Origin of the sequence: Trueperella sp. HMSC08B05, assembly GCF_001808405.1 — a bacterium.
GTDB classification, from domain to species: Bacteria; Actinomycetota; Actinomycetes; order Actinomycetales; family Actinomycetaceae; genus Trueperella; species Trueperella bernardiae.
In genome coordinates this window covers 1-25,535 of sequence record NZ_KV793244.1, presented here as the reverse complement: position 1 = coordinate 25,535, position 25,535 = coordinate 1, and the positions used below count along the sequence as shown (strand labels likewise).

Here is a 25,535-nt window from a genome sequence, read left to right as displayed (position 1 = left end):
CCGGGGGCCAGCCGGGGCGGGGTATGCTTTCGTCATGGAAGACTTTCCCTTCGAATTCGAACGCAAGTTCCTGGTGCGCCGGCTACCCGAGGGTGTGGTCGAGCACGGTGCGCCGAAGGTGATCATTCAGGCCTACGTGTTCGCCGAGGCCGGCTACGCGATCCGCGTCCGCCTCGCGTTCCGTGGGGTGGACCTCGACGCCGATCTGGGCACCCCCGCCTTCGACCCGGCCGTCGACGAACTCGGCGCCTACGAACGCCGACTCCTCGCCGAGCTCGTGGCCAGGTCATCCGCGCCCGCCACCAGCACTTCCACCCCCTCGGCCGGCACTTCCGCCGACGCCGGCGGCCCGGCACCCGGCATCCCCGTGGCCCCAATAAGCCCAACAACCCCAAGCCCCCATCCCACGCCCCCGCCGGTAGCGACCATCGCAGTGAAGTCCCCGTCGGTGGCGGGCGAGCGCTACGAGATGGAGACCGAGCTCGACCCGGAGGTGGCCGTGCAGATCATCCAGCGCTCGGGCCGGATTGTGGCCAAGACCCGCCATTCGCTGTGGGTGGGCGAGGACGGCTGGGAGTTCGACGTTTTCTCTGGCCAGAACGCCGGCCTGGTGGTAGCGGAGATTGAGCGCCTGAGCCCGGTGGTGGACCTGGCGATCCCGGACTTCTGCGTCACGGAAGTGACCACGGACCCGCGTTTCACCAACGATTCCCTCGCGAAGGAACCGTGGCAGCACTGGGATGCGCTCTACATGAACGAGCTCGCCCAGCGCGGCCCCTTCTTCCTTGACCTGCGCGGGTAGCAACGGGGGGGTGATGGCGACGCCCGGCGCCGACGTCGTCGTCATCCCGTAGCCGGCGCACCCGGAGCGCCGCTTCACCCTGCGGGCTTATGCGGGCGGGGTGGGAGTCGAGAATAATGGGGGCATGACAAGTTCTTCGTCGCGCAAGAGCCTGGTGGTGCAGGTGCTGATCTCCATCGGGTTGGCATTGATTGTCATCATTGGCTTCACGTACATTCGCTTGACGGAATCGAAAGCGAACTTGGCGCAGGTGCAGTCGTTGGAGCAGCAGTCGTCGTTTGTGACGCACGACATCAATGCGCTCGAAACCCGCCGCTCACCCTACGTGGGCGACAACTCGAACACCGTGCAGGCCCTGTATGCGCTGCCGCTCGGCGCGCGCATTGACAGGGTGGAGATCCATGGCACAGACGTGCTGGTCATGCTCGGCGAAGGCGACACCGGCAACGAACGCGAAAACGTGCTGTATTCCGCGGTGGCGTTCATGGCCGCGATCGACAACGCCACTTCCCTCACGTACGTCACCCTCGACGGCAGTTACTACGTGGAGCGTTCCGCCATCGAGGAGCGCTTCGGCACCCCGCTATCCGACCTGCTCGATTCCGCCGAGACCTGGCAGGGCGCGCGGGGGCTGGTCCCGTTGGAGGCGGGCTCGCTGGTCGCGGATAGTTAGCGCTCACGACGCCGTTCGCGCACTTCACGCTTGACGGCGCCCGCCCCGTGCCACGCAGCCCGGCCCATGTTGTCTCACCCGCGGCGTACCGCGGTCCACCCGGTAGACTCGTCCCATGCACGAGCTTGGAATTTCCTCGATTCACCCCTCCGCCCCCGCGATGTTTTCGGCGGCGGCGATCATGCGCGCGCCGATCGACCTCGAAGCCGCCGTCGAGCGTTTTGCCGCCCTGTGGGGCGAGCCGGTCATGCCCGAGTGGGACGTGGTGGACGAGCACGCCGGCGACTCCGGCCGCGTCCTCCACTTCGAGCTCGACGGCGTCCACGTGCTCCTCACCCCCGTGCCCCACGGTTTGGTGTTGGAGCGCGGGCAGCTGCCGCTTCATCGGTTCCACGTGGCGGCATCGTTTTTCGTTCCCGACGACGGCGCCCCCGACCCAGCCCCCGGCGAGCCGGACCCGGAGGCGGCCCTGGCCAGGGAGTTGCGGCGCCGGCACAAGATGGTCAAGGCGCACATCGTCTTTACCGAAGTGATGGACGGGCTCATGCGTGAGCCGGCGGCGATCGGCGTGTACCGCGACGAGCTGGGGGTGCTGATGCCGCCGTCGATGGTGACGAGCCTGGCCGAGATGCTGACGAAGGGACAGGCGCCCCTGCCTCTGTGGGTGAACGTGCGGGTGCACTCCCACGATCTCACCTTTGGGCGCACGCTCGGCCTGACCAACTTCGGGCACTTGGACGTGCAGGTGCGGGAGTCGACCCGCTCGGAGGAGGACGTGTACAACCTGCTGATGAACGTGGCCAATTATGTGGTCACGGGCGACACCTTCCTCCTCCCCAGCCAGACCCTCGGGTACACGGACGGGGAGCAGATCGTGATCTCGCAGGAAGTGTCGCAGGCCGATGGGGCCACGGTCATTCGGCTCGACTTCTAGCCGGATTCGGCCGCGGCGGGTGCTACCATATTCCCGGACGTGCGAGCGATCGGCGTCCCACCCGCCCGCAACCCGCGGCCGAGGTGCGCTTGGGTAGTGGCAGTGCCCGGCGTCGACGCGCATTCGCGCCCACGAAAGGACACCATGACTGCCCCCGAGCCAACCACGCCCGCGCCCGCTCTCTCCGACGGCGCAACCCCCGCCAACGACGCCGCGGCCCAGCCCGCCGCCACCACCACCGCCTACGCCGCGATCCGGCGCGGCTTGTATGACTACTTCGCGGTTTTCTTCGTTGCCTTCCTGTTGCTGTCGAACATCGGCGCGACGAAGCTGGTGGAGATCGGCCCCCTCACGTTTGACGGCGGCGCGATCCTCTTCCCGCTGACCTACATCATCGGCGACGTCCTGTCCGAGGTCTACGGTTTTAAGGCCGCCCGGCGCGTGATCTTCATGGGATTTGTGGTCTCGTTCCTGGCCTCGCTCACGTTCTGGGCGGTCATCCAGCTGCCCGCCCACCCGGATTACACGAGCCAGGCCGCCTTCGAGGAGGTCCTGGGCGTGGTGTGGCGCTTCGTCTTCGCTTCCCTCGCCGGTTATCTGGCCGGTCAGCTACTGAACGCGAAGGTCCTCACCGCGATCAAAGACCGTTGGGGAGAAAAGCACATGTGGGCGCGCCTCATCGGCTCCACCCTGGTGGGCGAGGCGGCGGACACGGTCATTTTCTGCGTGATCGCGTGGGTCGGCGTCGTGGGCTGGGCGACAATCGCGAACCTCGCCGTCGTCGGCTTCCTGTACAAGGTGTCGGTCGAAGTGGTGTTCCTGCCGATCACTTACGCTGTCATTAACCTGGTCAAGAAGCACGAACCGAACTACGGAAAGTAAGCATGTTTACCCTTGAATCCCGCCTGGACGGCACGCTCGCGCGCACGGGCACCATCCACACCCCGCACGGCGACATCCACACCCCCGCCTTCATCCCCGTGGGCACGAAGGCGACGGTCAAGTCCACGCTGCCAGAGTCCGTCAAGGACCTCGGCGCGCAGGCCGTGCTCTCCAACGCCTATCACCTCTACTTGCAGCCCGGTTCGGACGTGGTAGACGAGGCGGGCGGACTCGGCGCGTTCATGAACTGGCCCGGCCCCACTTACACCGACTCGGGCGGCTTCCAGGTGATGAGCCTAGGGTCGGGGTTCAAGAAGGTGCTCTCGGACGAGTTCTCGGGCAAGACCGTCGCCGACGACGCCGTGGCGCCCGGCAAGGAGCGCCTCGCCAATGTCGATGACGACGGCGTGTGGTTCCGCTCGCACCTCAACGGCGATAGGCACCGCTTCACGCCGGAGATCTCGATGCGGATCCAGCACGAGCTGGGCGCGGACATCATCTTCGCCTTCGACGAGCTGACCACGCTCATGAACTCGCGGCCTTACCAGGAGGAGGCGCTGGAGCGGACGCGGCTGTGGGCGCAGCGGTGCCTGGCCGAGCACAAGCGGCTGACCGAAGAGCGGGAGGGCAAGCCCTACCAGCAGCTGTTCGGCGTGATCCAGGGCGCCCAGTACGAGGATCTGCGGCGCAAGGCCGCCCGCGACCTGGGCTCGATGGAGGTGGACGGACAGCGCTTCGACGGCTTCGGGATCGGGGGCGCGCTGGAGAAGGAGAACCTGTCCACGATCACGGCGTGGGTGAGCGAGGAGCTGCCCGAGGACCGGGCGCGGCACATGCTTGGCATCTCCGAGCCGGATGACTTCTTCGCCTGCGTCGAATCCGGGGCGGACACCTTCGACTGTGTCAACCCCTCGCGGGTGGCCCGCAACGCCGCGATTTACTCGCCTACCGGTCGCTTCAACATCACGCGCTCGGAGTTCAAGCGGGACTTCACCCCGCTGGTGGAGGGCTGCACCTGCTACACGTGCCGCAACTACACGCGGGCCTACATCCACCACCTGTTCAAGGCCAAGGAGATGCTCTCGGCCACCCTGTGCACGATCCACAACGAGCACTTCACGGTTAACCTGGTCGACCAGATCCGGGCCTCCATCGCGGCCGGCACGTACTGGGAGTATAAGGAAGAGACGCTCGGCCGGTTTTATGGGAGCGCGGGGCCGATGGCCAAGTAGCGCCCGGCTCGGGGACTCGGGGACTCGGGTCTTGCGCCCCGCCCGTCAATTCTCAGGACTCTGGGGCCAAAAAGGCCGATTTCGCGCACGACAAGCTGTATTCTCCTGAGATTTGACGGCGCCTGAGCGTACCCGAGCGCGGCACCACGCCGGCTGGCGCTAAAAGCGCCGGTCAGTGGCGTCCCGGAGCTTGCGCAGAGTGTCCTCGTCCGGAAAACCCGTGACCCGGTAGCGCGGCGGCCACACCGTGTCGTCCTCCACGATCCCGTCGGGCCAGATCTCGCGCGCCACGTGCGTGCGGACCGTGATGTTGACCGCCGGTACCTCCTGCCACGGGTGCGGGGAGCGGGTGAAGGTGACGAAGTCGGTGTGGGGGATGGAGCCGTGGGCGTCGGTGGCATCCCATGTGGCGGCGGACACCCGCTCGCCCGTGGTGAGCCGGCGCGGCTGGAAGGCCTTGACCTGCCCGAACGCGGGCCACTGCCGCATCATGTCCTCCTGCGCCGTGTAGATCTTTTGCCGGAAGTAGTTGCGCAGCGCGCCGAGCACGGCCGCCAGCTCCGAGTCGGGGAAGGGTTGCCATTCGAGCCAGCCGTCGGCGGCCACGGTGTGAGGCAGGGGGTAGATCGCGTCGTCGGAGTTGCGTTGGGCGAGCAGGAGTTTGAAGAAGTCGGCCAGGTGCGGGTCGTCGGCGAAGACGATGAAGAGCTTCGTGCGCGAGGCAGGGATGAACAGCGGGATGTCGTCCGGGCGCTGCTCGCAAATACGGTCGGCCACCTGCTGGATCATGTCCAGATCCGAGAACCAGGACAGTTCGTAGTTCGGTGGTTGGAGGAATGTCATCACCTGCGCGCCCGCGATCTCCGTGATCCCGATCTCCACCGATTGCTGGGTGCCGTTCGTCATGAACCGCAGCGTCATGACGGCGTCGGACATGATCTCCCCGATCTCGCGGGAATCCTCCAGTTGGTCGTAGTAGATCGGCTGGATGGTGTCCGGGTAGTCGTGCGCGAGCCCCACCGCGAGGAACGCCGTCAGCGGGATGTAGACAATCGAGTCCGAGTCCGGGGTGGCCGGCAGGAAGTAGTCCGCCGAGCGCACGATCGGGACGATCAGGGCCTCCGCGTCCGGGTCATCTAGGTCGTCGGAGGGTTCGCCGCTCGGGCCGGGGTAGGCGCCGCCGGTGGTGTCGGGGTAGCCGGGCACGACGCCGTCGTCGGGCTTTGCGGCCGAGGCCCGGTTGGGTTCGGTGACGGTGGCGGACTCGGCCTCGTCGATGCCGATGGAGATGAGGCGGTCGAGGAGTTCGGCGCGCTGGTCGAGCGGGGCGTCTTGCCTGATGAGGGCGCCGGGGCGGAAGCGGAAGGTGCGCCCGTCGTCGAGGAGGACGTCCAGCCAGTCCCCGTTCGCCGTCACCAGGGAATTCGCCAGCCGCGGGTGCTGGGAGGTCTGCTGCAGGGCCCACTCCATGAAATCCATAACCTCATTCTTATCAACTCGGCGCTTTGAGCAAAATGTTGCGCCTGGCACGGAAGTAGTCGCGGGGGCGTGCGTGGGCTTACGCTGTGCTCGTGCACTATTTGCGTCATCTGCGCCCGGCAAGCGCGGTAGCACTAAGTTTCTTCAGTTTGATTGCGATCGGCACGGTCCTGCTCGCCACGCCGTGGGCCTCCGCCGGAGCACCCGTAGCGATCGTTGACGCCCTTTTCACCGCCACCTCCGCCGTGTGCCTCACCGGCCTCATCACGCTCGACACCGCCCAGGCCTGGACCCACTTCGGCCAGGGAGTCATCATGGTGCTCGTCCAGTTCGGCGGTCTGGGGATCATGACGATTGCGTGCCTCCTGTCCATGGTGCTGGGGGCGCGGCTGGGGCTCCGGCGTCGTCTGACGGCGGGAGCCGAGGGCCGTGGCGACCTGGGGAACGTGCGCTGGGTGGTGCGCGCCACGGTGTTCTTCACCTTCGCCATCGAGGCCGTCATCTTCCTGTTCCTCACCGCGCGCTTCCGCTTCGGCTACGGATACGGCTGGGGGCGCGCCACCTGGGAAGGCCTGTTCCACTCTGTTTCGTCCTTCAATAACGCGGGCTTCGCGCTGTATACGGACAACGTGATCGGTTTTGCCGACGATGGCCTCATCCTCCTCCCCCTCGCTTTCGGGCTCATGGTGGGCGGACTGGGATTTCCCGTGCTACTGGAGACGTTCCGGCGCCTGCGCACGCCGAAGTGCCTGCGCCGGCGCTGGTCGCTGACCGCGCTGTTCACGTGGGTGGGCACGGGGGTCCTCATCATCCTGGGCGTGCTGTTGATGCTCACCGAATGGAATGGGGTGCTCGCCGGCTTCGACACTCCCGGCCGCTTCCTCAACGCCTTCTTCGCCGCTGTCAGCCCCCGCACTGCCGGCTTCAACGCCATTGACTACGCCGATGCCCGCGCCCAGACCCTGCTCGGCACCGACATTCTCATGTTCATAGGTGGCGGCTCCGGTGGTACCGCGGGCGGCATCAAGATCACCACGCTCGCCGTCCTTCTCGCCACGATCGGGGCGGAGGTGCGGGGCCGGCGCGTCGTCTCCGCACACGGCCGTGCCATGTCCCGGCGCGTGATCGGCCAGGCGCTGTCGGTGACGGTCGCGGCGCTCACGCTCGTGGTTGGCGCGACGTTCGTCATCCTTGCGCTCTCGCCCGGCTTCACCCTCGACCAGGTCCTCTTTGAAACCACCTCCGCCTTCGGTACGGTGGGTCTATCCACGGGCATCACGGAGAGCCTGCCGCGCCACGCCCAACTCGTCCTCATTGTCCTCATGTTCGCCGGCCGCGTGGGCCCCCTAGGCCTCGCCACCACCCTCGCTGGGCGCGTGACAAACCGGCTGTACGAGTACCCCGAAGAAAGGCCTGCCATTGGCTAACATTTTTGCTCACCGCAATTCCGACGACGGCGCCGTGGTCGTCCTCGGCCTCGGCCGGTTCGGCCGGGCGCTCGCCGCGGAACTGGAAAACAGCGGCGTGGAGGTGCTGTGCGTGGACTCCGACCGCGAGGTGGTCCAGGAGCTGTCCACCCAGTTCGACCACATCGTCCACGCGGACGCCACCAACACCGAGGCGCTGCGCCAGCTGGGCGTGGACGAGGCCTCGCGCGTCATCATCGCGATCGGCTCGCACGTGGAGGCCTCGGTTCTGGCCGCCTCCGCCGTCATCACCATGGGGGTGCCGGACGTGTGGGCGAAGGCGTCAAAGGAATCGCACGCCATACTGCTGTCCCAGATCGGGGTCCACCACATCGTCCGGCCCGAGATCGACATGGGCAAGCGCGTGGCCCACCTCATCCGCAACGACGTGGAGGACTACCTCGAGTTCACCCACGGCTTCTCCGTTGCCGCCGCCACCCCGCCCGCCCGCCTGCTGGGCAAGACCGTGGGCGAGGTCAACGCCAAGAAGACCGGCCTGGAGATCATCGCGGTCCAGCGCGGGGAGGGTAACTTCCGCGCCGCCCGCGACACCGACACCCTCGAATCCGGCGATCTCATCATTCTCGCCGGCCCTACCTCCCGCCTGGAGCGGGAGACGGAGCGCCTTTAGGCGTGTGCGGCGAGCCCCTAGCCCCGCCCGCTACTCTGTGAGAGGACAGGTTGGCGCCCTCCCGCACCCCTTCCCTAGGCTCAGTATGTTGGCCTACTGATCTGGGGAAAAATGTTTAAGCTTGCCGAAGGTTCCTTGAAGAACCGCGCCTTCGTGGCCCTCCTCTCCACCGTGATTTTTGTCCTGGGCATCTTCGCCCTCGGCACCCTGCGCCAGGAGCTCATCCCGCGCGTGGAGCTGCCGGTCATCAACGTCATCTCGGTGTCCCCGGGTGCCACGTCGGAGCAGATGCACGACCGCGTGTCGGTCCCGATCGAGCAGCAGGTTTCCACGATCGCGGAGGTCTCGGAGACGACCACCACGTCCCGGTCCTCGGTCTCGATCGTCACGATCGAGCTCGACTACGGCACGGACATCGCCCGCGCCACCAACCGCGTGGAGCAGCAGATTTCGCGTGCGGACGATAACTTCCCGGAGGGCCTGACCTACGACGTCGTCTCCGGCGGCACGTCCGACATCCCGCTCGCGTACGTGGCCGTGACCTCGGACGGCACCCCGCTGGAGGTGGCGGAGCGCCTGCGCACCACAGTTGTTCCAGCGCTTGAGCAGGAGAACGGGGTCGCCTCCGTCCAGCTGCTCGGCGCCCCGGAGCAGCGCATCTCGATCACGCTCGACCAGGCCCGCATCGCCGAACTCGGCATTTCCGCCGACGCCGTCCAGCAGGCCCTCGAAGACAACGGTCTGTCGGTGCCAGTGGGCTCGCTCGTGGATGGCGAGGAGTCGCGGGACGTGACGGTGGGCCAGGAGATTGACTCGGTCGACGCCCTCAAGCAGATCCCGGTGGTGGCGGGCGAGGCGCAGCCGGGCCAGCCGGCCACGGTCTACCCGCTCTCGGACATCGCGGACGTCGAGCTCACGCAAGCAGATGCCCAGATGGTCGGCCGCCTCAACGGCGAATCGGCGCTCGGCATCGTCATCTTCCCCACCGCGAATGCCAACATCGTGCAGGTCACGGACCAGGTCAACGGCGTGCTGGACGAGCTAGCCCCCGCCGTCGGGAACAATACTCAGTTCACCATCCTGTTCACGCAGGCGCCGTTCATCACGGGCTCGATCGAGTCGCTGGCCCAGGAGGGCGCGCTCGGCCTCATCTTCGCGGTGCTCGTGATCCTCATCTTCCTCACCTCGATCCGCTCCACGCTGGTCACGGCCCTGTCGATCCCGCTGTCCCTGCTCGTGGGCTTCATCGGCATGCTCGTGGGCGGGTACTCGCTCAACATGCTCACCCTCGCCGCTCTCACCCTGTCGATCGGGCGCGTGGTGGACGATTCGATCGTCGTTATCGAAAACATCAAGCGGCACCTCGAGTACGGCAAGCCCAGGCGGGAGGCGATTCTCGACGCCGTCCAGGAGGTCGCGTCCGCAATCACGGCGTCGACCGTGGTGTCGTTCATCGTGTTCGTGCCAGTGGGCCTGGTGCCGGGCATGGTGGGAGAGCTTTTCCGCCCGTTCGCGTTCACGGTGGTGATCGCGCTGGCGGCGTCGTTGCTGGTGGCGCTGACGATCGTGCCGGTGCTCGCGTACTGGTTCTTGCGCCCGTCGAAGGAGGCGAAGGCGGCCCTGGAGAGCGGTGAGGTGGAGGAGTTCCGGCGTCGTGCGGAAGAAAAGGAGCACCGCTACTGGCTGCACCGAGCCTACGAGCCGGCCCTGCGCGGCACGCAGAAGCACCCGGCGATCACGCTGGTGGCGGCGGTGGCGATCCTGGCCGCGACCGTGGCGCTGTTCCCGCTACTCAAGATCAACCTGCTGGGCGGCACGAACCAGGGCAACGTGACAGTGGCGCAGGCGACCGCTCCGGGGGCGTCGATGGAGGCGAAGGTGGAGCAGGCCGATGCCACCGAGGCGAAGATTTCGGCGATCGCGGGCGTGGAGTCCACGGCGGCGATGATCGGCTCCAGCCCGATGGCGATGGGTGGGGCCGGCGATACGATTACGTACATGATTTCGGTGGACGAGAAGGCGGACATCACCGAGCTCACCGACGCGATCGTGGCAGCCGGCGACTCCGCGACCGGCGAGGGCACCACCTCCGACTCGAGCCAGTCGATGCTGGGCTCGGGCACGATCGACGTCAGCGTCACGGCCCCCACCCCGGAGGCGCTCGCGGCGGCGACCGAGCAAATCAACGACGCCGTGGCCCAGCTCCCCGAGATCAAGCGGGCTGAGCACAACGCCAGTGCAATCACGCCGGCCGTGCAGGTCAACGTCAACCGGGACGCGGCCGCGGCCGTGGGGCTGACCGAGAACGCGATCGTGGGGATGATCGCGGCGCAGATGGTGGAGCCGAATATTGGGCAGATCACGATCGACAACGTGGACACCTCGATCTATATTTCGATTGATGAGCCGGTCACCACGATCGAGGCCCTGCGCGCGATGACGGTCCTCGGCCAGCCGCTCGAGGCGTTCGCCACCGTGGAGGAGGTCGACTCGCTGCCGACCATCGTGACGATCAACGGGCAAACGACGACGACCGTGTCCGCGACGCCCGTCGACGCCGACAACCTCGGCCACGCCACGGACGCGGTGAAGGAGGCCGTGGCCGGGCTGGACCTGCCGGACGGGACGGTGACGTCGATGGACGGGGCCTCCCAGCAGCTCGCGGATTCGTTCAACCAGCTGGGGCTGGCGCTCGCGGCGGCAGTGCTGCTCATCTACGTGGTGCTCGTGTGGATCTTCCGCTCGCTCGTCCAGCCGGCGCTGTTGCTGGTGGCGATCCCGTTCGCGGCGATCGGCTCCTTCCTGGCGCTGCTCATCACGGGCACGGCGCTCGACATCTCGGCGATGATCGGCCTGCTCATGCTGACCGGCATCGTGGTGACCAACGCGGTGGTGCTGGTGGACCTCATGAACCAGTACCGCGAGCAGGGCATGGATCTAGCGAGCGCAGTGCATGACGGGGCGATGCGGCGCGTGCGGCCGGTGGCGATGACGTCGCTGGCCACCATTGTGGCGATGATCCCGATGGCGCTGGGGCTGTCGTCGTCGACCGGGTTTATTTCGACCCCGCTGGCGATCACGGTGATCGGCGGACTCATCACCTCCACCCTGCTTACCCTCATCCTGTTGCCGATTTTGTACCGGCTGATCGAGGGCGTGGGAGAACGCCGGCGGGCGAAGGCAGGGCGGGACTAAGCCGTGTTGGCTTGCTTGGGGCTCTTCCTCATTGGTGACGCGGGCAGAAGTCGTGAATATACCGGCTACGGGTTGCTATATCGCCCTGGTAGGTACTAGATTCACGAGTTTTCCCGCTCCACCCTGAAATGGGAATAGCCGGTAAACTGGGGAGACCGTCGTCGTGAAAGAAAGACCATGAGCCCGAAGATTTCTGCGCCCTCCGTGAAGGAACATCACTCGATGATGTACACCAAGCTGGTGGACTGTGCCGAGGAGATCCTGCGCGAGGACGGGCCGGCGGCGCTGACGGCGGGGGCCGTGGCGGCGCGGGCGGGGATTGCGCGCAACTCGATCTACCGTTACGTGGAGTCGATTGACGACCTGCGCCTGCTTGTGCTCGAGCGCTATATCCCGGGCTGGAAGAAGCGGCTGGACACGGCGCTGGAGGTGGACGCGGAGCCGTACGAGCAGCTACGCACACTCGTCGAGATCACGCTGGACATCGGCGCGGAGGCCGGGCACCAGTGGCTGATCGACGTGGTCAAGGCCGGGATCGGGCGCGGGAAGCGGGACGAGGCGCCGTCGGGCGCGGAGATCCAGGCCAGGTCCGACGCCGTGCTGAATTTCCACCGCGAGCTCGCCGGGAGCGTGGTGCGGCTGTGGCGCGAGGTGACGCCGCAAGCCGCGGTGGTCAACGCCCAGATGACCCGGTCGATCCTGGACGCGGGCCTGCGGTTGCTCGACCACGGGTACCCGGCCGGCGAGGTGAAGGCGACGGCGCTGCGGCTGCTCGCCGCGCTCGTCGGGCGCTAGTACGCGAGCGCTAAGCATGGAGCGGCTGCTCGAAAACCTGCCGGACCTGCCCGTTGCGCGCGGGCTGGGGGATATTGCGCGCCAGCGCGGCAACATCGTGATGACGGCGCCGCCCGGGTCGGGCAAGACGATGCTGGTGCCCGTGCTCATGGCCACGCTCGTGGAGGGGCGCGTGATCGTGGTGCAGCCCCGGCGCGTGGCAGCGCGGGCGGCGGCCCGGCGGATCGCCTACCTGCTGGGCGAGCCCGTGGGGCAACAGGTGGGATTCCGGGTGCGAGGAGAGTCGAAGCCGGGCAGCCGCGTGGAGATGGTGACGCCGGGTGTCATGCTACGCATGCTCCAGCACGACCCGGAGCTGGCGGGCGTGGGCGCCGTGATTATCGACGAAATCCATGAGCGCGACCTCGACACCGACCTCGCAACCGCCTTCGTGCTCGATGTCCAAGACACCCTGCGCCCCGACCTGCGGCTGGTAGCGATGTCCGCCACGCTCGAGGCCGGACGGTTCGCGGAGCTAGTAGGCGGTGCGGTGGTGGAGATCCCCGGCGCGATCCACCCGGTGGCGGTGGAGGAGCGGCTCGGCCCGCGGGCCCTGACCGACGTGGGACACGGCGTGGTGGTCTCGCGTGACTTCCTCGCGCACGTGGCCCGCGTGGTGCACGAGGCGGCGCAGTGGGCTGCGGGGCGCGGCGGCGGCAGTGGGGCCGGTGCGGCTGGTGGTGTGGGCGCGGCTGGCGTGGGCGGCGTCGTGCGCGGTGAGGGCGACCCGGCGGGCTCGGTGCTCGTGTTCCTACCGGGCGTGGGGGAGATTGAGAAGATGCGGGCGCTGCTGGCGGGCGCGCCCCTGCCGGTGATGGCGCTGCACGGGTCGATGCCGGCGAAGGAGCAGGACCGGGTGCTGGCCGGCGGTGAAGACAGGATTATTTTGGCGACGTCGCTGGCGGAATCGTCGCTGACGGTGCCGGGTGTGCGGGCCGTGGTGGACGCGGCGCTGGCGCGAGAGCCGCGCTTCGAGCCGCGCACGGGCATCTCGGACCTGGTGACCGTGCACGCCTCGCGGGCCAGGCTGGACCAGCGCGCCGGGCGGGCCGGGCGCGAAGGGCCGGGCCGGGCGTGGCGATGCCTGAGCTACGCGCGGGCGGTGGAGTTTTCGGAGCCGGAGATAGTGGTCGGCGACGTGACGGGCGCGAGCCTGCAGGCCGCGGCGTGGGGCAACCCGGGGATGGCCGGCCTGCGCCTGCTCGACCAGCCCAAGCCCGCGGCGGCAGAAGCGGCCCAGCGGACGTTGGCGGCGATCGGGGCTGTGGAGGAATCGGGAGTGATCACCGCGCGTGGGCGGGCACTTGCCGGCCTGCCGCTGTCCCCGCAGCTCGGGCGCGCCCTCATCGAGGGGGCCGCCGTGGTGGGCGCCCGGCGGGCGGCCGAGGTGGTGGCGCTGCTGTCGTTGGCGCCGCGCATTCCGGGTGCTGACCTCGCGGCGCAGCTCCGGCGCTCAGGTGGCGACCGTGAATGGGCCCGGGAGGCCAAGCGCCTGAAGGAGCTGGCGGGCCGGCTGGGCGCGGTGGCGGGCGGGCGTGCTGGTAAGGTGACGGGTGAGGTGCCAGGTCAGGCAGGCGGGCGGGCGCGAGCCGGGGCGGGCGCTCTGGTGCAAGCCGGGACGGGCGCGAGGCGGGCGAGTGTGGATGAGGAGATCGCGGCCGTCGTCGTGATGGCACACCCCATGTGGGTGGCGCGCAGGCGCGGGCGCGGGTACGTGCTAGCGAACGGCGCGGGGGCGGTGCTGGAGGACGGCTCGCCGCTGGAGGGCCAGGAGTGGCTGGCGGTCGCGGAATTGGGCGAGGCGCAGGGTCGGGCGGATGCGGTGATCCGGGCGGCGGTGCCGGTGGCGCCGGAGGACGCGGCGGAGTACGGGCCGGGCGTGAGCGAACGGGTGGAGACCGCGGTGCGCGGCATGGAGGTGACGGGCGCGCGGGTGCGGGCGCTGGGGGCGATCGAGCTAGGGCGCGAGCCGGTGAAACTGACGACGGATCAGGTGGCGGCGGCGAGGGCGCGCGAGGTGGAGCGGGCCGGGGTCGGGATGCTGGACTGGCCCGCGGCGGCGGTGGCGCTGCGGGAGCGGCTCGCGTTTCTGCACGAGGCCGTGGGGGAGCCCTGGCCGGACGTGTCCGATGAGGGGCTGGCCGCGCGCGTGGACGAGTGGCTGACCCCGCTGCTCGGCGCCGGGCGCCCCGACCTGCTGGCCGGGCTGCGTGCGCTGCTGCCCTGGCCGGAGGCGGCGCGGCTGGATGAGCTGGCCCCCGAGCGGATCGCCACGCCGACGGGGAGCGCAAAGGTGGACTACTCGTCCGGAGTGCCGACCGTGCGGCTGCGGTTGCAGGAGTGCTTCGGGTGGACGGCCACGCCCCGGCTGGCCGGGGTGCCCGTCACGCTCGAGCTGCTCTCACCCGCCCAGCGGCCGCTGGCGATTACGCGGGATCTGGAGTCGTTCTGGGCGGGGTCATATGCGCAGGTCCGGGCCGAAATGCGCGGGCGCTACCCGCGCCACCCCTGGCCCGAAGACCCGCTGACCGCCGAACCGACGAGGCGGGCCAAGCCGCGGGCCGGGCGGTAAACGCGGGTCGGAGGCCGCCGCGCGGCGAGCGCCGATAATCTGTGCCGTCGGCTTTGATTTTGGTCCGGCTCGGGGTGTGGCCGGCGCAAGTCGTGAATCTGGGGGCGACCTGGCCCGAATAGGAATCGGTAGCCGGTATTTTCACGAGTTGTGTGGGGAGGGTGCCGGGGACTGGGTGTGCGGGGCCTGCCCGGCCGGGCCCGGGCAGGTGGGATCGCGCGGACGGTAGGATGAGGGCATGCGATTCCCCCTTCCAGTTCGCGCTGCCGCCGCCGAGCCGCTCCTCGAGTGTCACTACTATGACCAGGGGCGTTGCCGATCCTGCACCCTGATCGAGACCCCGCAGGATGAGCAGCTCGCCGCCAAGCAGGCGCGGGCCGAAGAGGCGCTCGCCCCCTTCATGAACGGCGAGTGGCTGGAGCCGGGGGCTTCGGGGCGGGAGACGTTCCGCAACAAGGTCAAGCTGGTGGTGACGGGCACGGCGGCCCGCCCGAAGCTCGGTATCTTGGGCCCGGATGGAGGCCAGGACTTGCGCGACTGCCCGCTGCCCACCCCGGGAATCCAGCTGGCCATCCCGGCGCTGGCTCAGTTCGTGAGCGAGTGCGGATTCCACCCCTACGACCCGGTGAGCGACCGCGGGGTGCTCAAGTACGTGATCGTTACCGAGTCGCCGAGCGGGGAGCTGATGGTGCGATTCGTCGCGCGGAGGCGCGGCGTGCAGGGGATGCTATTCAAGAAGCTGGCGCGCCTGCGGGAGCTGTTACCGGCGGCGCGCGTGGTGTCGCTCAACGTCCAGCCTGAGCGCAAGGCGGTGATCGAGGGCGAGGAGGAGATCGTCATCTCCGACGAGTCGGCGCTGCCGATGCGGCTCGAAGTGGCCGGCGGCGAGCTGACTCTCAACCTGCGGCCGAAGTCGTTCTTTCAGACCAACACCGAGGCCGCGCAGGTGCTGTACTCGCGGGCGGTCGAATGGGTGGCCGGCGCGGGTGCGGATGTGGACACGGGCGCTGACGGAGAGAAGGACGCCGCCGGGGATCGCGAGGCCGGCAGGCCGGCCACGGTCTGGGACCTGTACTGCGGGGTCGGCGGTTTTGCACTCGCGCTCGCGAGCGCGGGGATGAACGTGGTCGGGGTCGAGGCCGAAGAGCAGGCAGTCGAGGCGGCGCGGGAGTCAGCGGAGGAGTTGGCTGGCACGGCCGGCGGCGGCGCGGACGCCGCCGCCGGCGGGCGAGCTGACGTCAGCTTCGGCAAGCAGAGTGATCCAACAACCGGCGTGCAGGCCCGCGGTCGGGGTGAGGCGCGCTTCGTCGTCGCGGATGCGACCGCGTGGGCGGGGGAGCAGGGCGAGCGGCCGGACGTCGTTGTCGTGAATCCGCCCCGGCGTGGGATCGGGCCGGAGCTGGCGGAGTGGATCGCGCGGTCGGGGGTGGAGACGGTGCTGTACTCGTCGTGCAATGTGCGGTCGCTAGCGAAGGATGTGGCGGCGATGGGCGGGTTCGACGTGGTGAAGGCGCAGGTGGTGGACATGTTCCCGCACACCGAGCACTTCGAGACGGTGTGTCTCCTCAGGCGGGCGTGCGAGGCGTGACGCGGCGCTGCCGGGTGGCGACGATCGGGATGCGGCCGGCGTTGACGGGGCGCGAGCCGCGTCAAACAACCGCGTGAAACAACCGGCGAAACAACTTGCAAACAACTTGTTTTCCGCGAGATAGCGCGGTTTTGTGGGCGTCTCAGGGTGGCGAGGGGGTCGCAAGTTGTTTCGAAGTTGTTTAAACAACTTGCAAACAACTTGGGGTTGGGCCGGTTGTCCGCAGCCCTGTTTTGGCGGAAAGGTGGGGAGGCATACTGGGGTAACCGGACATCCTGAGGGGTGGAAGACGTGACGAAGCTACTCAAGGGCGGCTTCAGCCGTGCGCAAGCGGACGAACTTCCTGAGGCTTTCGTGTTCGCGAAGGTGGCCAGCGAGCTCGAAAGCTCGCTATTCGCGGAGGGCCAGCCCCTGCGCGAATCCTTCATCGAGGGGCGGTTTGAAGCCCAGCGCGCCGGCAGCAGTCGGGCGTTGCGTGCGATTCTGGATCAGGCGATCAGCCCGAGTGAGGACGTGACGTGGGCCGACGACGTCGTTCAAACGTGGGAGCTCAGCCTTCTGCACGGCGACGACGAGCCCTTCTCGCCCGTCGAGGAGGACCTAAGGCGCAGGTTACGAGAGCACCGGCGAGCGTGCGCATCGGCGTAAGCGGCATTTCCCCCCGCCCCGCCGTCCGCTCCGTGACCCGCCCTTCTCTTCCGCTCGCAGTTTTGCCACACTAGGCACTAGTTCACCAGCGAAAGAGGGGCTCATGATTCGTGTAGGCATCAATGGGTACGGCAATCTGGGCCGCGGCGTGGAACTGGCGCTCGGCCGCCAACCGGGCGTGGAGGGCGTCGTCGTCTTTACTCGCCGCGATCCCGCCACTGTCACCACCCTCGGCACGCCCGTCGTGCACGTCGACCGCATGGAGGAGTACGTGGGCCGGCTCGACGTCGTCGTGAACTGCGGCGGCTCCGCCACCGACCTCGACGTCCAGGGCCCCGCCGTCGCCGCGCTGTTCAACACGGTCGACTCCTTCGACACCCACGCCAACATCCCCGCCCACTTCACCGCGCTCGACGACGCCGCCCGCGCCGCCGGCACCCTCGCCCTGATCTCCGCCGGCTGGGACCCGGGCCTGTTCTCGATGCTGCGCGTGCTCGGCGACGCCGTCCTCCCCACCGGTGCCACCACCACGTTCTGGGGGCCCGGTGTCTCGCAAGGGCATTCGGACGCGATCCGCCGCATCCCCGGCGTCGTTGACGCCAAGCAGTACACGGTCCCCGTCGAGGCGACGGTCGCGGCGGTCAAGGAGCACCGCGACGTCGACCTCACCCCGCGCACCATGCACAAGCGCGCGTGCTACGTGGTGGCCGAGGAGGGCGCCGACCGCGCCGCCATCGAGCGCGCCATCGTTGAGATGCCGAACTACTTCGCCGACTACGACACCACCGTCACCTTCCTCACCGCCGCCGAACTCGCCGCCGACCACGCCGGCATGCCGCACGGCGGCCAGGTGATCCGCACGGGGATGACGGACGACGACGTCGCCGCCACAGTCACGTTCAGCCTCGAACTTGGGTCGAATCCCGAATTCACGGGGTCGGTGCTCGTGGCCTTCGCGCGGGCAGTGGCCCGGAAGGCCGCTGACGGGCAGACCGGGGCGATCACCGCGTTTGATGTGACGCTCGGGGAGCTGTCGGCCGTGAGTGCGGAGGAACTGCGGGCGCACTTCCTGTAGAGCAGGTTGCTTGGGCAGGCGCTGGGCGGGCTGTCCGCTCGCCACGTGCGGCGGGTGCCGGCGCGCTGGCGCTACGTCCTCGACGTGCTGGTTGGCCTGGCCACCGGCTTTATGTTCTACGGGAAGCAGACCGCGTTTGAGACCCGTGGGTTGGAGGGCGGGCTGGCCATGGTGGGGTTCATCGCACTGCTGTTGGTCGGCTTGAATGGGTACCTGGGCCGGCGGTGGCAACTGGCCGAGGGGGAGCCGGGCCAAGGCTGAAGGACGGCGAGGTGCTTGCGGGACGATTTCGGCCACGTCTGCACACATGCGCAGATGTGACTCAGATCGTCCCGGAAAGATTGAGTGGAGGCCGGTACTCGGGCCAGCGTCCGCAAGCGGCTCTTCCCAATTAAAGGTGTAGGGCGAGGCCCGCCGAGCAGGGCGCCGATAATCCGGGTAGCCGGCCCAGTTGCTACTTGGGAAGAGCCCGGTAAGCCCAGTCTGGCCTATAAACCCGAACTCAAGTTAGACCGAATCTAACTCTTACTTTTTGGCTTTGTAGCAACGAAAGATAGCCCGAAATCAAACGCAATCTGGCCGATAAGCCGATAAGCCTAAGCCTAGTTTCGGCAAAACAAACGGCTCAGCGGGATTCTAGATCAACCACTGAGCCGATGTGCGCGCCCGGAGGGACTCGAACCCCCAACCTTCTGATCCGTAGTCAGACGCTCTATCCGTTGAGCTACGGGCGCTTTGTTCTCTTGAACAGCGTTTACTTTACGCGCCAAACCCGCGAGATGCCACTTGGGCCGGCGTGGTCTTGATTACGTGCCGCCTGCTGGCCCGAGGTTGCGTGCGGCGGTCAGCCCCACCGTTTCGACACACGCAAAGTGTTTTCTCGTCACGTAAACCCCTGATTTGAGTGACGAGAAAACACTTTGCGTGACGTGAAACCGAAAGCGGAGGCGAGGCGGGCGGTGAGCCGAGCCTGCGAAACCCGGGATCGGACGCGCGCCGACCGCGCCGTCGGAACGGGGCTCTGGGCCGACGAAACCGGCCCCGCGTCCTCCGCCCGGAGCTGTGGCCCCGCCCGCGCCGGCCGCCCGCCTACAGGCTGAAGCCCAGCAGCATCGGCCCGAACACCAGCGTCCACACCGTGATCATCACGATGCCGAGGATGTTGAGCCACAGGCCGGCCTTGACCATCTGTGCGATGGAGATGTAGCCCGAGCCGTAGGCGATCGCGTTCGGCGGAGTGGCCACGGGAAGCATGAAGGCGCAGGTGGCGGCGAGGGCCACCGGGATCACGAGCAGCTGCACGTCCACGCCCATGCCGATCGCCACGGCGCCGATGATCGGCAGGAAGGCCGCGGCGGTGGCGGTGTTGGACGTCATTTCGGTGAGGAAGATGACGATCGCGGCCACGCCGGCGATGATGATGATCGTGGGCAGCCCGGCCATCGACCCGGCCACCTCGCCAATCCACACCGACAGCCCCGAGCTCCCGAACGCTGCAGACAGTGACAGGCCGCCACCGAACAGCAGAAGCACGTCCCACGGGATGTGCTTGGCGGTCTCCCAATCCAGGATTGCCACGCCCTCGCTCGGCTTGGCCGGCGTAATAAAGAGGACCATCGCGAGGATCATGGCGATCGTGGAGTCGGAGATGGGGCCGTCGGGCCAGAAGGTGGGGATGATGATCCAGGCGGCAGCGGCGGCCACGAAGATCAGGCCAACGATCTTCTCCTGTGCGGACATTGGCCCCATGTCGCGCAGCTCGCGCTCGATGAGCTCCTTACCGCCGGGGATCTCGCTCACCTCGGGCTTGTACACCCGCACCAGCAGCTGCCAGGCCACCAGCAGGAACAGCCAGGCCATCGGGGTGGCGAAGAGCATCCACTTGCCGAACGACAGCGTGATGTCATGCGTGTCCTGCAGGTACCCGCGCAGCAGCGCATTTGGCGGCGTGCCGATTAGCGTGGACAGCGACGCGATCGACGCCGCGTACGCGATCCCCAGCATGAGCGCGGTGCCGAAGTTGGACAGGCGGGGGCCGTCGTCGTCGCCGACATGCCCGATCGTGGAGAGCACGGAGATGCCGATCGGCAGCATCATGACGGCGGTCGCGGTATTCGACACCCACATCGAGAGGAAGCCGGTGGCCACCATGAACCCGAGCACGAGCCGCGTGGGCTTCGTGCCGATCGCCCGCACGATGGTGAGCGCGAGCCGCCGGTGGAAGTTCCACCGTTGCATGGCGAGCGCGAGGAAGAACCCGCCCATGAACAGGAAGATCGTGGAGGAGGCGTAGGCGCCGCCGGCCTCCTTGAAGCTCATGATCCCGAAGATGGGGAAGAGCGTGACGGGCACGAGCGCGGTGGCGGCCAGCGGGATCGCTTCGGTCATCCACCACACGCCCATCATGACTGCGATGCCCGCGGTGATGGCGATGTTGGTGGCACTGGTATCCATCTCCTTCGCGGCGAATTGCTCGAGCAGGGAGGCGGAGAGCTCCTTGGGGAAGATGAAGTAGACGATCAGCCCGGCCACGACGCCGGCCGCCAGCCCGCCGAGGTGGCGCAGCCAGGGGTGGCCTTGGGGCATGATCGTTTCGTCGTGGTGGTCTTGGGAACCTGCGGAAATGGGGGAGTCTTTGATGAGATTCGGCGTGCTCATGACGACCTCTCTTGGTGGGTTTTGTGCGGCTGGCCTGGTGCGGCGGTGAAGCGATGCCCGAGGGCACGACGTTGTGTCCTCGGGGGCTTGGTGCCATCCTAGGAAGGTTTTCGCCGGCGGATTGTCTCAATATCAAGATGTTACCGAATTGTTATCAACGACGACGTCGAGGCCGGTTTTCGCCCTCGCGCGGGCTATCGCCGTTTCGGCACACGCAAAGTGTGTTCTCGTCACCTAAATCCGCGATTTGAGTGACGAGAAAAGGCTTTGCGTGACGTGAAACGGGGGTGGGCGTGGTTGCCGGGTTGGTGACGTGAAAGCGGGGTGGGGCGGGGAGCCGGGCGGGCGGCGTCGTGCGGAAGGGGCAAGGTGGCACCCGCCACTTGGGCGGACGCGGCCGATAGAATGCCGGCAGGAGGCCAAACGAAGGAGGGATCGGCATGGAGGCGCAGACCCGGCTGGACCCCTGTGAGGTCGTGGACCGATTCCCCGCCGAGCTACAGGCGGACGCGCGGGCACTGTACGGGCTGCTGAAGTCCGTGACGGGGCACGAAGCCGTGATGTGGGGGCCGTCCGTCATCGGGTTCGGGGAGAAGGTGCCGGTGTGTGTGGATGAGTCGTCGCCGGATGGGTTCGAGATCGGGTTTTCCCGTCGGGGCACGAAGCTGGTGCTCGTGCTGCGCCGCTACTCCGAGTACTACGCGCCGATCCTGGCCCGGCTGGGGTCGGTGCCGTTTGGGCGGAATGCGATTGTGCTGCCAGCCTTTGACGAGCTTGACGAATCCGTGTTGCGCGAACTGATCGAGACCGCGTGGGAGGACCGCACGCGGGCCGACTAGCACGTGTTCCTGTTGCGGTGGCGGGCGCCCGTGCCCGCCGCCCTGGCTTGTCCAGCCCGGCCAGTGCCCGAGGGGTGACCTGTCGGGCTCGTGTTGCTAACCGGTGAGTCTGGAAGCTCTCGTTGCCAAAATCGGTCCTTTCGGTCCCAAATTCACCAGTTGCCCACGCCGGGTGGGTGTGAGCTGAGACCAGCGCAGTGAAATGGGCCGACCGTCGTCGTGAAGAGGGCCTTGCCCTGCGTAACTGTGTCGGTGTATTATGTGCGTAATACAGCAACACAAAGGAAGGTGGTGTACGTGGACTTCGAAGCCGGAATCCCGATTTGGATGCAGCTGGTGGACGAATTCACCCGCCGGATCGTTAGCGGCGCATGGGCGCCGGGCGCGCGCGTGCCTTCCGTGCGGGAACTCGCGGCGGAGCTCGGGGTCAACCCCAACACCGCCCAGCGCGCACTCGCCGAACTCGAACGCCGCGAGCTGTGCCGCACCGAGCGCACGGCCGGCAGATTCATCACCGACAGCGCCGAACGGGTCGACGCCCTGCGCATCGAACTCGCCCAATTGTCGGCCGACGACTACATCCGCGCAGCCCGCGGCCTCGGCCTCACCCACGAACAAGCACAGCAGCTCATCACCTCGAGTTGGCACAGCTACGACCTCAACCCCGAAGGGAGATAACCCATGAACGAGCGTGAACCGCTGCTCCACATCCGCGACCTGCGCAAGAGCTACGGCGACGTCCAGGCGCTCGCCGACGTCAACCTGGACCTGGAGGCCGGCCGCATCGTCGGGCTCCTCGGCGAAAACGGTTGCGGCAAGACCACGCTGCTCAAGACCATCGCCGGCGTCAACGCCGGCTACAGCGGCGAGGTGCGTGTGCTCGGCAACGCGCCCGGGCCGGAGACCAAGGCAGTCACCGCGTTCCTGCCCGACAGCGAATTCCTGCCGCGCAAGCTCGCCGTGCGCTACTGCCTCGACCTTTACGACGACCTCTTCGCGGACTTCGACCGCGCCCGCGCCCTCGACATGATCGGCAACTTTGGGCTGAATGAGTCGATGAAGCTGTCGGAGATGTCGAAGGGCATGAGGGAAAAGGTGCAGGTCTCGCTGACGATGTCGCGCCGCGCGAAGCTCTACCTACTCGACGAGCCCATCAGCGGCGTCGACCCCGCCGCCCGCGAAGGCATCCTCCAAGCGATCCTCGACAACCTCGAATCCGACTCGCTCCTCGTCATGTCCACCCACCTCGTCCACGACCTCGAGCCGGCTCTCGACACGGTCGTCTTCATGCGCCACGGCCAGATCACCATGACCGGCGACGCCGACGACCTCCGTTCCGAACACGGCCTCAGCATCGACCAGCTCTTCCGAAAGGTGTACCGATGATCGGCAAACTGCTCAAGCATGAATTTATCCGTACGCGCGGGATTATCGGAGTCGTGGTCGGCGCCGCCCTCGCCGCCATCGCGCTCGGGTGTGCGCTCATGGCGTTTCGCATCCCGGTTCTTAATGAATTCGGCGTGGTGCTCGGCCTGCTGCCGGTGATCGTGCTGGTCCCGGCCCTGCAGATCATCCTGGCTGTGGACTTTTGGCGCTCCAGCTTCCGCTCGGAGGGCTATCTGACGCACGCGATCCCGGTCAAGGGCTCCACGATCTACTGGACGAAGCTGGGGTGGGCGATGATTGTGACCGCCGTGGCGCTGGTGATCGACTTCCTGCTGCTTGCGCTCGTGTGGTTCGTCGTAGGCACGACGCTCGGCGCCGCCTTCTTCGATCCCGATCCGAACCTGTTCGCCGTTGTGGGTGAGGTGCTGCGGAATGCGGGCCAGGTGGTCCCGGTCCCGGTGCTGTATGGGCTGGTCATCCCACTGTTGCTCATCGGAGTGTTCTTCATGTGGCCGGTGTTCTTCACGTTCGTCGCCACCGTGGGAAGCGAGGGGCGCTTCGGCCGGATGGGCGCGGGCGGGCCGATCGTCGTCGCGATCGTGGCATGGATCGCGTGGCAGGTGGCGGCGGTGATCTCGCTGGCGGCAGTGCCGTTCGGGCTCGACATGTCGATGATCGAGAGGGGCGGGGCCCCCGAGTTCGTCCACTATGGCATGGCGCAGCTCATCGCCGCCGACCCGGACAGCGAAGTGATGCCGCTCGGCATGTTCGCTGGCATGGCGATCATGATCGTGGTGTTCCTGTGGTTGTCGCGCCGCTCGTGGAACAAGAAGGTGGAGCTGAACTAACGGGCGCTGTTGCTAACTCGTGAGTCTGAGAGTTTTCGTCGGGAAAACCGGCGGTCTTGCTCTCAGGCTCACGAGTTTTTACGCCGGAGCGAGCGCGCTTGGGGTCGTTCGCGGGGCCGCAAGAATGGGTGTCGTCCTTGTGGACCTGGATGTCAATCCGGCGCCGACCGCAAGAGCGTATCCGATGAGGGTGGACATTTTCGAGCTGTTGCGCGGATCTTCGATTTTCGCCGCCTCCTGGTGGGAGATTATCAGCTCCTTGGCCAGATCTTCCTGGCGCATCTCGCGCTCCTTGCGGATTTCCACAAGTCATGTCGTGACCTGGCGAAGCTGGGTATACATCTCGATTGAGCTGAGAAGGAAGCGTGGCTGGCTGAGCAGGGGATCTCGCGTTATAGGTTTCGTAAGTGGCAGATGGCGGCCTATCTCCGTGATGTTGACCGGGGCCTGGTGCCACGAACCGATGAAGGTGATATTCCGTTAAATGGGTTTAGGTGGATAGCTTCGATGACAGACGATAAGCAGGCTACGTGTATTGACGAGCTGGAATCGGAAAATGAGCAGTTGCGGGTGCTCTTGATGCGATGGGAAAAGCTATCGCGCTCTTGCACGAGTTGCAAGGGCAAGAGCGCGAGCCGAGCCCCACGCAGTCACATCCCAACGCTTCTTAGAGGAGGAAAAGGACTTAGCTGTCCAGCTCAGTGCCCTTTATTCCTCCCAGCGCAAGGCGCTGCAGATGGCAGGGGTGGCCAGGTCGACCTCGTATCACCGCTCCAAGCCGCGCCCGCGGGCACAAGATCCTGTCCCGCAAAGCCAGCGTGCCTACAAGCGTCGCATCAGTGCCTACAACCATTGTGGGTGTACGGCTGAGTTAGTGTTGCACGAGTGGGAGCCGACGGAGGAAGAAGCGCTCTATCGGGCCTCGTACATGCAGGCGGCCTTGGATGCTGAAGAAGAGTTCGGGCGTTCGTGGGCGCGCAGCGCTGCCGGTGAGGGCCAGATTTTGGCGCGTATGCGGCGCAACAACCCGGGCTTGTTTAACGATGGCGTGTTCGCCAAGGACTCACAGTTCCGTTCACCGGCCTGGGTCAAAGCGAAGGAGTCCACCCGACGCCGCCGGGAGAAGATCAAGCTAGCCACGGGCCGCGGTGGTGGAGGGGCCAAGCCGCCGCGGCCTGTGCGCAGTGATAGCACAGATGGTGAGTGGGAACCTCGCCGCAGAGCGCTTGGGACCGATTTGCAAGGGGAGAGAATTGCCCCACACGAAGTCGAGTTTCTTGAGAGGTTTGAAGCCCGTGGGCACCGTGCGCGTTGGATTCCTCGAGATGGCCAGCACTTCAAGTCAACTAATGATTTCGTATGGCTCGACAACGGCAATGAAGTGTGTGAGTTGAAATGCACGACTGCAAAATACTCGAGTATTAAAGCGAATATTCAGTCGTCGGTTGTTAAGGCTCGAGAGAATCATGGGGTTGTGAAAGACTTCTTCGTCGTAGATCTAGGGACCAGAGCGCTCACACCTAAACTGCGTGGCCAATTACAGCGTTACAACGCTCGCGTTAAGGACGGAAAGATCCGTCGCCTGTGGGTGATGAGTTCAGATGGTGGAGCGTTCGAGGAAATCCATTTAGTGTGACGATGGAGCGCCAATCCCGCACTTTCTGACGGCCTGTTATTTCAAGGTTTGCGCAGGGACGCCCCATCACGACTCATCATATCCAAGCTGCTGGAACATGGACAAGCGGCTTTTCGATATAGGCCCGACCCCACCAATCTCTGGTGGGGTTTTGTTG

The 25,535-nt window shown here is 66.7% G+C and carries 21 protein-coding genes and 1 tRNA gene; 19 read left to right on the top strand and 3 right to left on the bottom strand.

The features are described from left to right. The first annotated feature begins 34 nt into the window (after positions 1 to 34). From HMPREF3167_RS05645 to tgt, 5 genes are all read left to right on the top strand, one after another. A complete protein-coding gene (locus HMPREF3167_RS05645; RefSeq protein ID WP_062612924.1) occupies positions 35 to 802 on the top strand; it encodes a CYTH domain-containing protein in 768 nt (255 codons plus the stop codon). A gap of 124 nt (positions 803 to 926) precedes the next feature. Then, positions 927 to 1,475: a DUF4825 domain-containing protein gene (locus HMPREF3167_RS05640; protein WP_062612926.1), complete on the top strand. Its 549-nt coding sequence runs from the start codon at positions 927 to 929 to the stop codon at positions 1,473 to 1,475. Positions 1,476 to 1,590: 115 nt separating this feature from the next. Beyond that, positions 1,591 to 2,409, top strand: a complete 819-nt coding sequence (locus tag HMPREF3167_RS05635; RefSeq protein ID WP_062612927.1) for a DUF4261 domain-containing protein — start codon at positions 1,591 to 1,593, stop codon at positions 2,407 to 2,409. 144 nt (positions 2,410 to 2,553) lie between these two features. Continuing rightward, positions 2,554 to 3,291 carry a queuosine precursor transporter gene (locus tag HMPREF3167_RS05630; protein ID WP_082661104.1) on the top strand — a complete coding sequence of 246 codons (738 nt, stop codon included), beginning with the start codon at positions 2,554 to 2,556 and terminating at the stop codon, positions 3,289 to 3,291. A 2-nt stretch (positions 3,292 to 3,293) separates the two neighbouring features. Next, complete coding sequence (tgt, locus tag HMPREF3167_RS05625; RefSeq protein WP_070445969.1) at positions 3,294 to 4,523, top strand: tRNA guanosine(34) transglycosylase Tgt; 1,230 nt, start codon at positions 3,294 to 3,296, stop codon at positions 4,521 to 4,523. A gap of 159 nt (positions 4,524 to 4,682) precedes the next feature. Here tgt and HMPREF3167_RS05620 read toward each other — a convergent pair whose 3' ends face one another. Next, on the bottom strand, positions 4,683 to 6,002 hold the full coding sequence (locus HMPREF3167_RS05620) for a hypothetical protein (RefSeq protein WP_083281093.1): 1,320 nt from the start codon (positions 6,000 to 6,002) through the stop codon (positions 4,683 to 4,685). A gap of 92 nt (positions 6,003 to 6,094) precedes the next feature. Here HMPREF3167_RS05620 and HMPREF3167_RS05615 point away from each other — a divergent pair, with 92 nt between their 5' ends. The 9 genes from HMPREF3167_RS05615 to HMPREF3167_RS05575 all read left to right on the top strand — a co-directional run bounded on the left by HMPREF3167_RS05615 (position 6,095) and on the right by HMPREF3167_RS05575 (position 18,272). After that, positions 6,095 to 7,429, top strand: coding sequence for a TrkH family potassium uptake protein (locus HMPREF3167_RS05615; protein WP_210382973.1), 1,335 nt, complete (start codon positions 6,095 to 6,097; stop codon positions 7,427 to 7,429). Beyond that, positions 7,422 to 8,099 carry a potassium channel family protein gene (locus HMPREF3167_RS05610; protein ID WP_201783139.1) on the top strand — a complete coding sequence of 226 codons (678 nt, stop codon included), beginning with the start codon at positions 7,422 to 7,424 and terminating at the stop codon, positions 8,097 to 8,099. The genes HMPREF3167_RS05615 and HMPREF3167_RS05610 overlap by 8 nt, the downstream gene beginning before the upstream one ends. A gap of 111 nt (positions 8,100 to 8,210) precedes the next feature. After that, on the top strand, positions 8,211 to 11,294 hold the full coding sequence (locus HMPREF3167_RS05605; protein WP_070445966.1) for an efflux RND transporter permease subunit: 3,084 nt from the start codon (positions 8,211 to 8,213) through the stop codon (positions 11,292 to 11,294). A gap of 177 nt (positions 11,295 to 11,471) precedes the next feature. Then, positions 11,472 to 12,089, top strand: a complete 618-nt coding sequence (locus tag HMPREF3167_RS05600) for a TetR/AcrR family transcriptional regulator (protein ID WP_068538942.1) — start codon at positions 11,472 to 11,474, stop codon at positions 12,087 to 12,089. A gap of 16 nt (positions 12,090 to 12,105) precedes the next feature. Next, positions 12,106 to 14,700 carry an ATP-dependent RNA helicase gene (locus HMPREF3167_RS05595; RefSeq protein ID WP_070445963.1) on the top strand — a complete coding sequence of 865 codons (2,595 nt, stop codon included), beginning with the start codon at positions 12,106 to 12,108 and terminating at the stop codon, positions 14,698 to 14,700. 238 nt (positions 14,701 to 14,938) lie between these two features. Next, on the top strand, positions 14,939 to 16,288 hold the full coding sequence (locus HMPREF3167_RS05590; RefSeq protein WP_070445959.1) for a class I SAM-dependent methyltransferase: 1,350 nt from the start codon (positions 14,939 to 14,941) through the stop codon (positions 16,286 to 16,288). Between the two features lie 291 nt (positions 16,289 to 16,579). Beyond that, positions 16,580 to 16,936 (top strand): hypothetical protein, encoded by a 357-nt coding sequence (locus tag HMPREF3167_RS05585; RefSeq protein ID WP_070445956.1) that lies wholly within the window; start codon positions 16,580 to 16,582, stop codon positions 16,934 to 16,936. Positions 16,937 to 17,039: 103 nt separating this feature from the next. Further along, complete coding sequence (locus HMPREF3167_RS05580; RefSeq protein ID WP_070445952.1) at positions 17,040 to 18,011, top strand: diaminopimelate dehydrogenase; 972 nt, start codon at positions 17,040 to 17,042, stop codon at positions 18,009 to 18,011. Between the two features lie 6 nt (positions 18,012 to 18,017). After that, positions 18,018 to 18,272, top strand: coding sequence for a hypothetical protein (locus tag HMPREF3167_RS05575; protein ID WP_070445949.1), 255 nt, complete (start codon positions 18,018 to 18,020; stop codon positions 18,270 to 18,272). A 400-nt stretch (positions 18,273 to 18,672) separates the two neighbouring features. Here HMPREF3167_RS05575 and HMPREF3167_RS05570 read toward each other — a convergent pair. Further along, positions 18,673 to 18,745 (bottom strand) — tRNA-Arg (locus HMPREF3167_RS05570). Positions 18,746 to 19,100: 355 nt separating this feature from the next. Next, positions 19,101 to 20,669, bottom strand: coding sequence for an SLC13 family permease (locus HMPREF3167_RS05565; protein ID WP_062612961.1), 1,569 nt, complete (start codon positions 20,667 to 20,669; stop codon positions 19,101 to 19,103). A 440-nt stretch (positions 20,670 to 21,109) separates the two neighbouring features. Here HMPREF3167_RS05565 and HMPREF3167_RS05560 point away from each other — a divergent pair, with 440 nt between their 5' ends. From HMPREF3167_RS05560 to HMPREF3167_RS05535, 5 genes are all read left to right on the top strand, one after another. Continuing rightward, positions 21,110 to 21,508, top strand: coding sequence for a hypothetical protein (locus tag HMPREF3167_RS05560; protein ID WP_062612963.1), 399 nt, complete (start codon positions 21,110 to 21,112; stop codon positions 21,506 to 21,508). Between the two features lie 261 nt (positions 21,509 to 21,769). Further along, positions 21,770 to 22,186, top strand: a complete 417-nt coding sequence (locus tag HMPREF3167_RS05555; RefSeq protein ID WP_308802635.1) for a GntR family transcriptional regulator — start codon at positions 21,770 to 21,772, stop codon at positions 22,184 to 22,186. A 3-nt stretch (positions 22,187 to 22,189) separates the two neighbouring features. Then, positions 22,190 to 22,894 (top strand): ATP-binding cassette domain-containing protein, encoded by a 705-nt coding sequence (locus HMPREF3167_RS05550; protein WP_062612965.1) that lies wholly within the window; start codon positions 22,190 to 22,192, stop codon positions 22,892 to 22,894. Next, positions 22,891 to 23,742, top strand: a complete 852-nt coding sequence (locus HMPREF3167_RS05545) for a hypothetical protein (protein ID WP_068539324.1) — start codon at positions 22,891 to 22,893, stop codon at positions 23,740 to 23,742. The genes HMPREF3167_RS05550 and HMPREF3167_RS05545 overlap by 4 nt, the downstream gene beginning before the upstream one ends. Positions 23,743 to 24,616: 874 nt before the next feature. Beyond that, positions 24,617 to 25,378 (top strand): hypothetical protein, encoded by a 762-nt coding sequence (locus HMPREF3167_RS05535; protein ID WP_070445946.1) that lies wholly within the window; start codon positions 24,617 to 24,619, stop codon positions 25,376 to 25,378. The last annotated feature ends 157 nt before the right edge of the window (positions 25,379 to 25,535 follow it).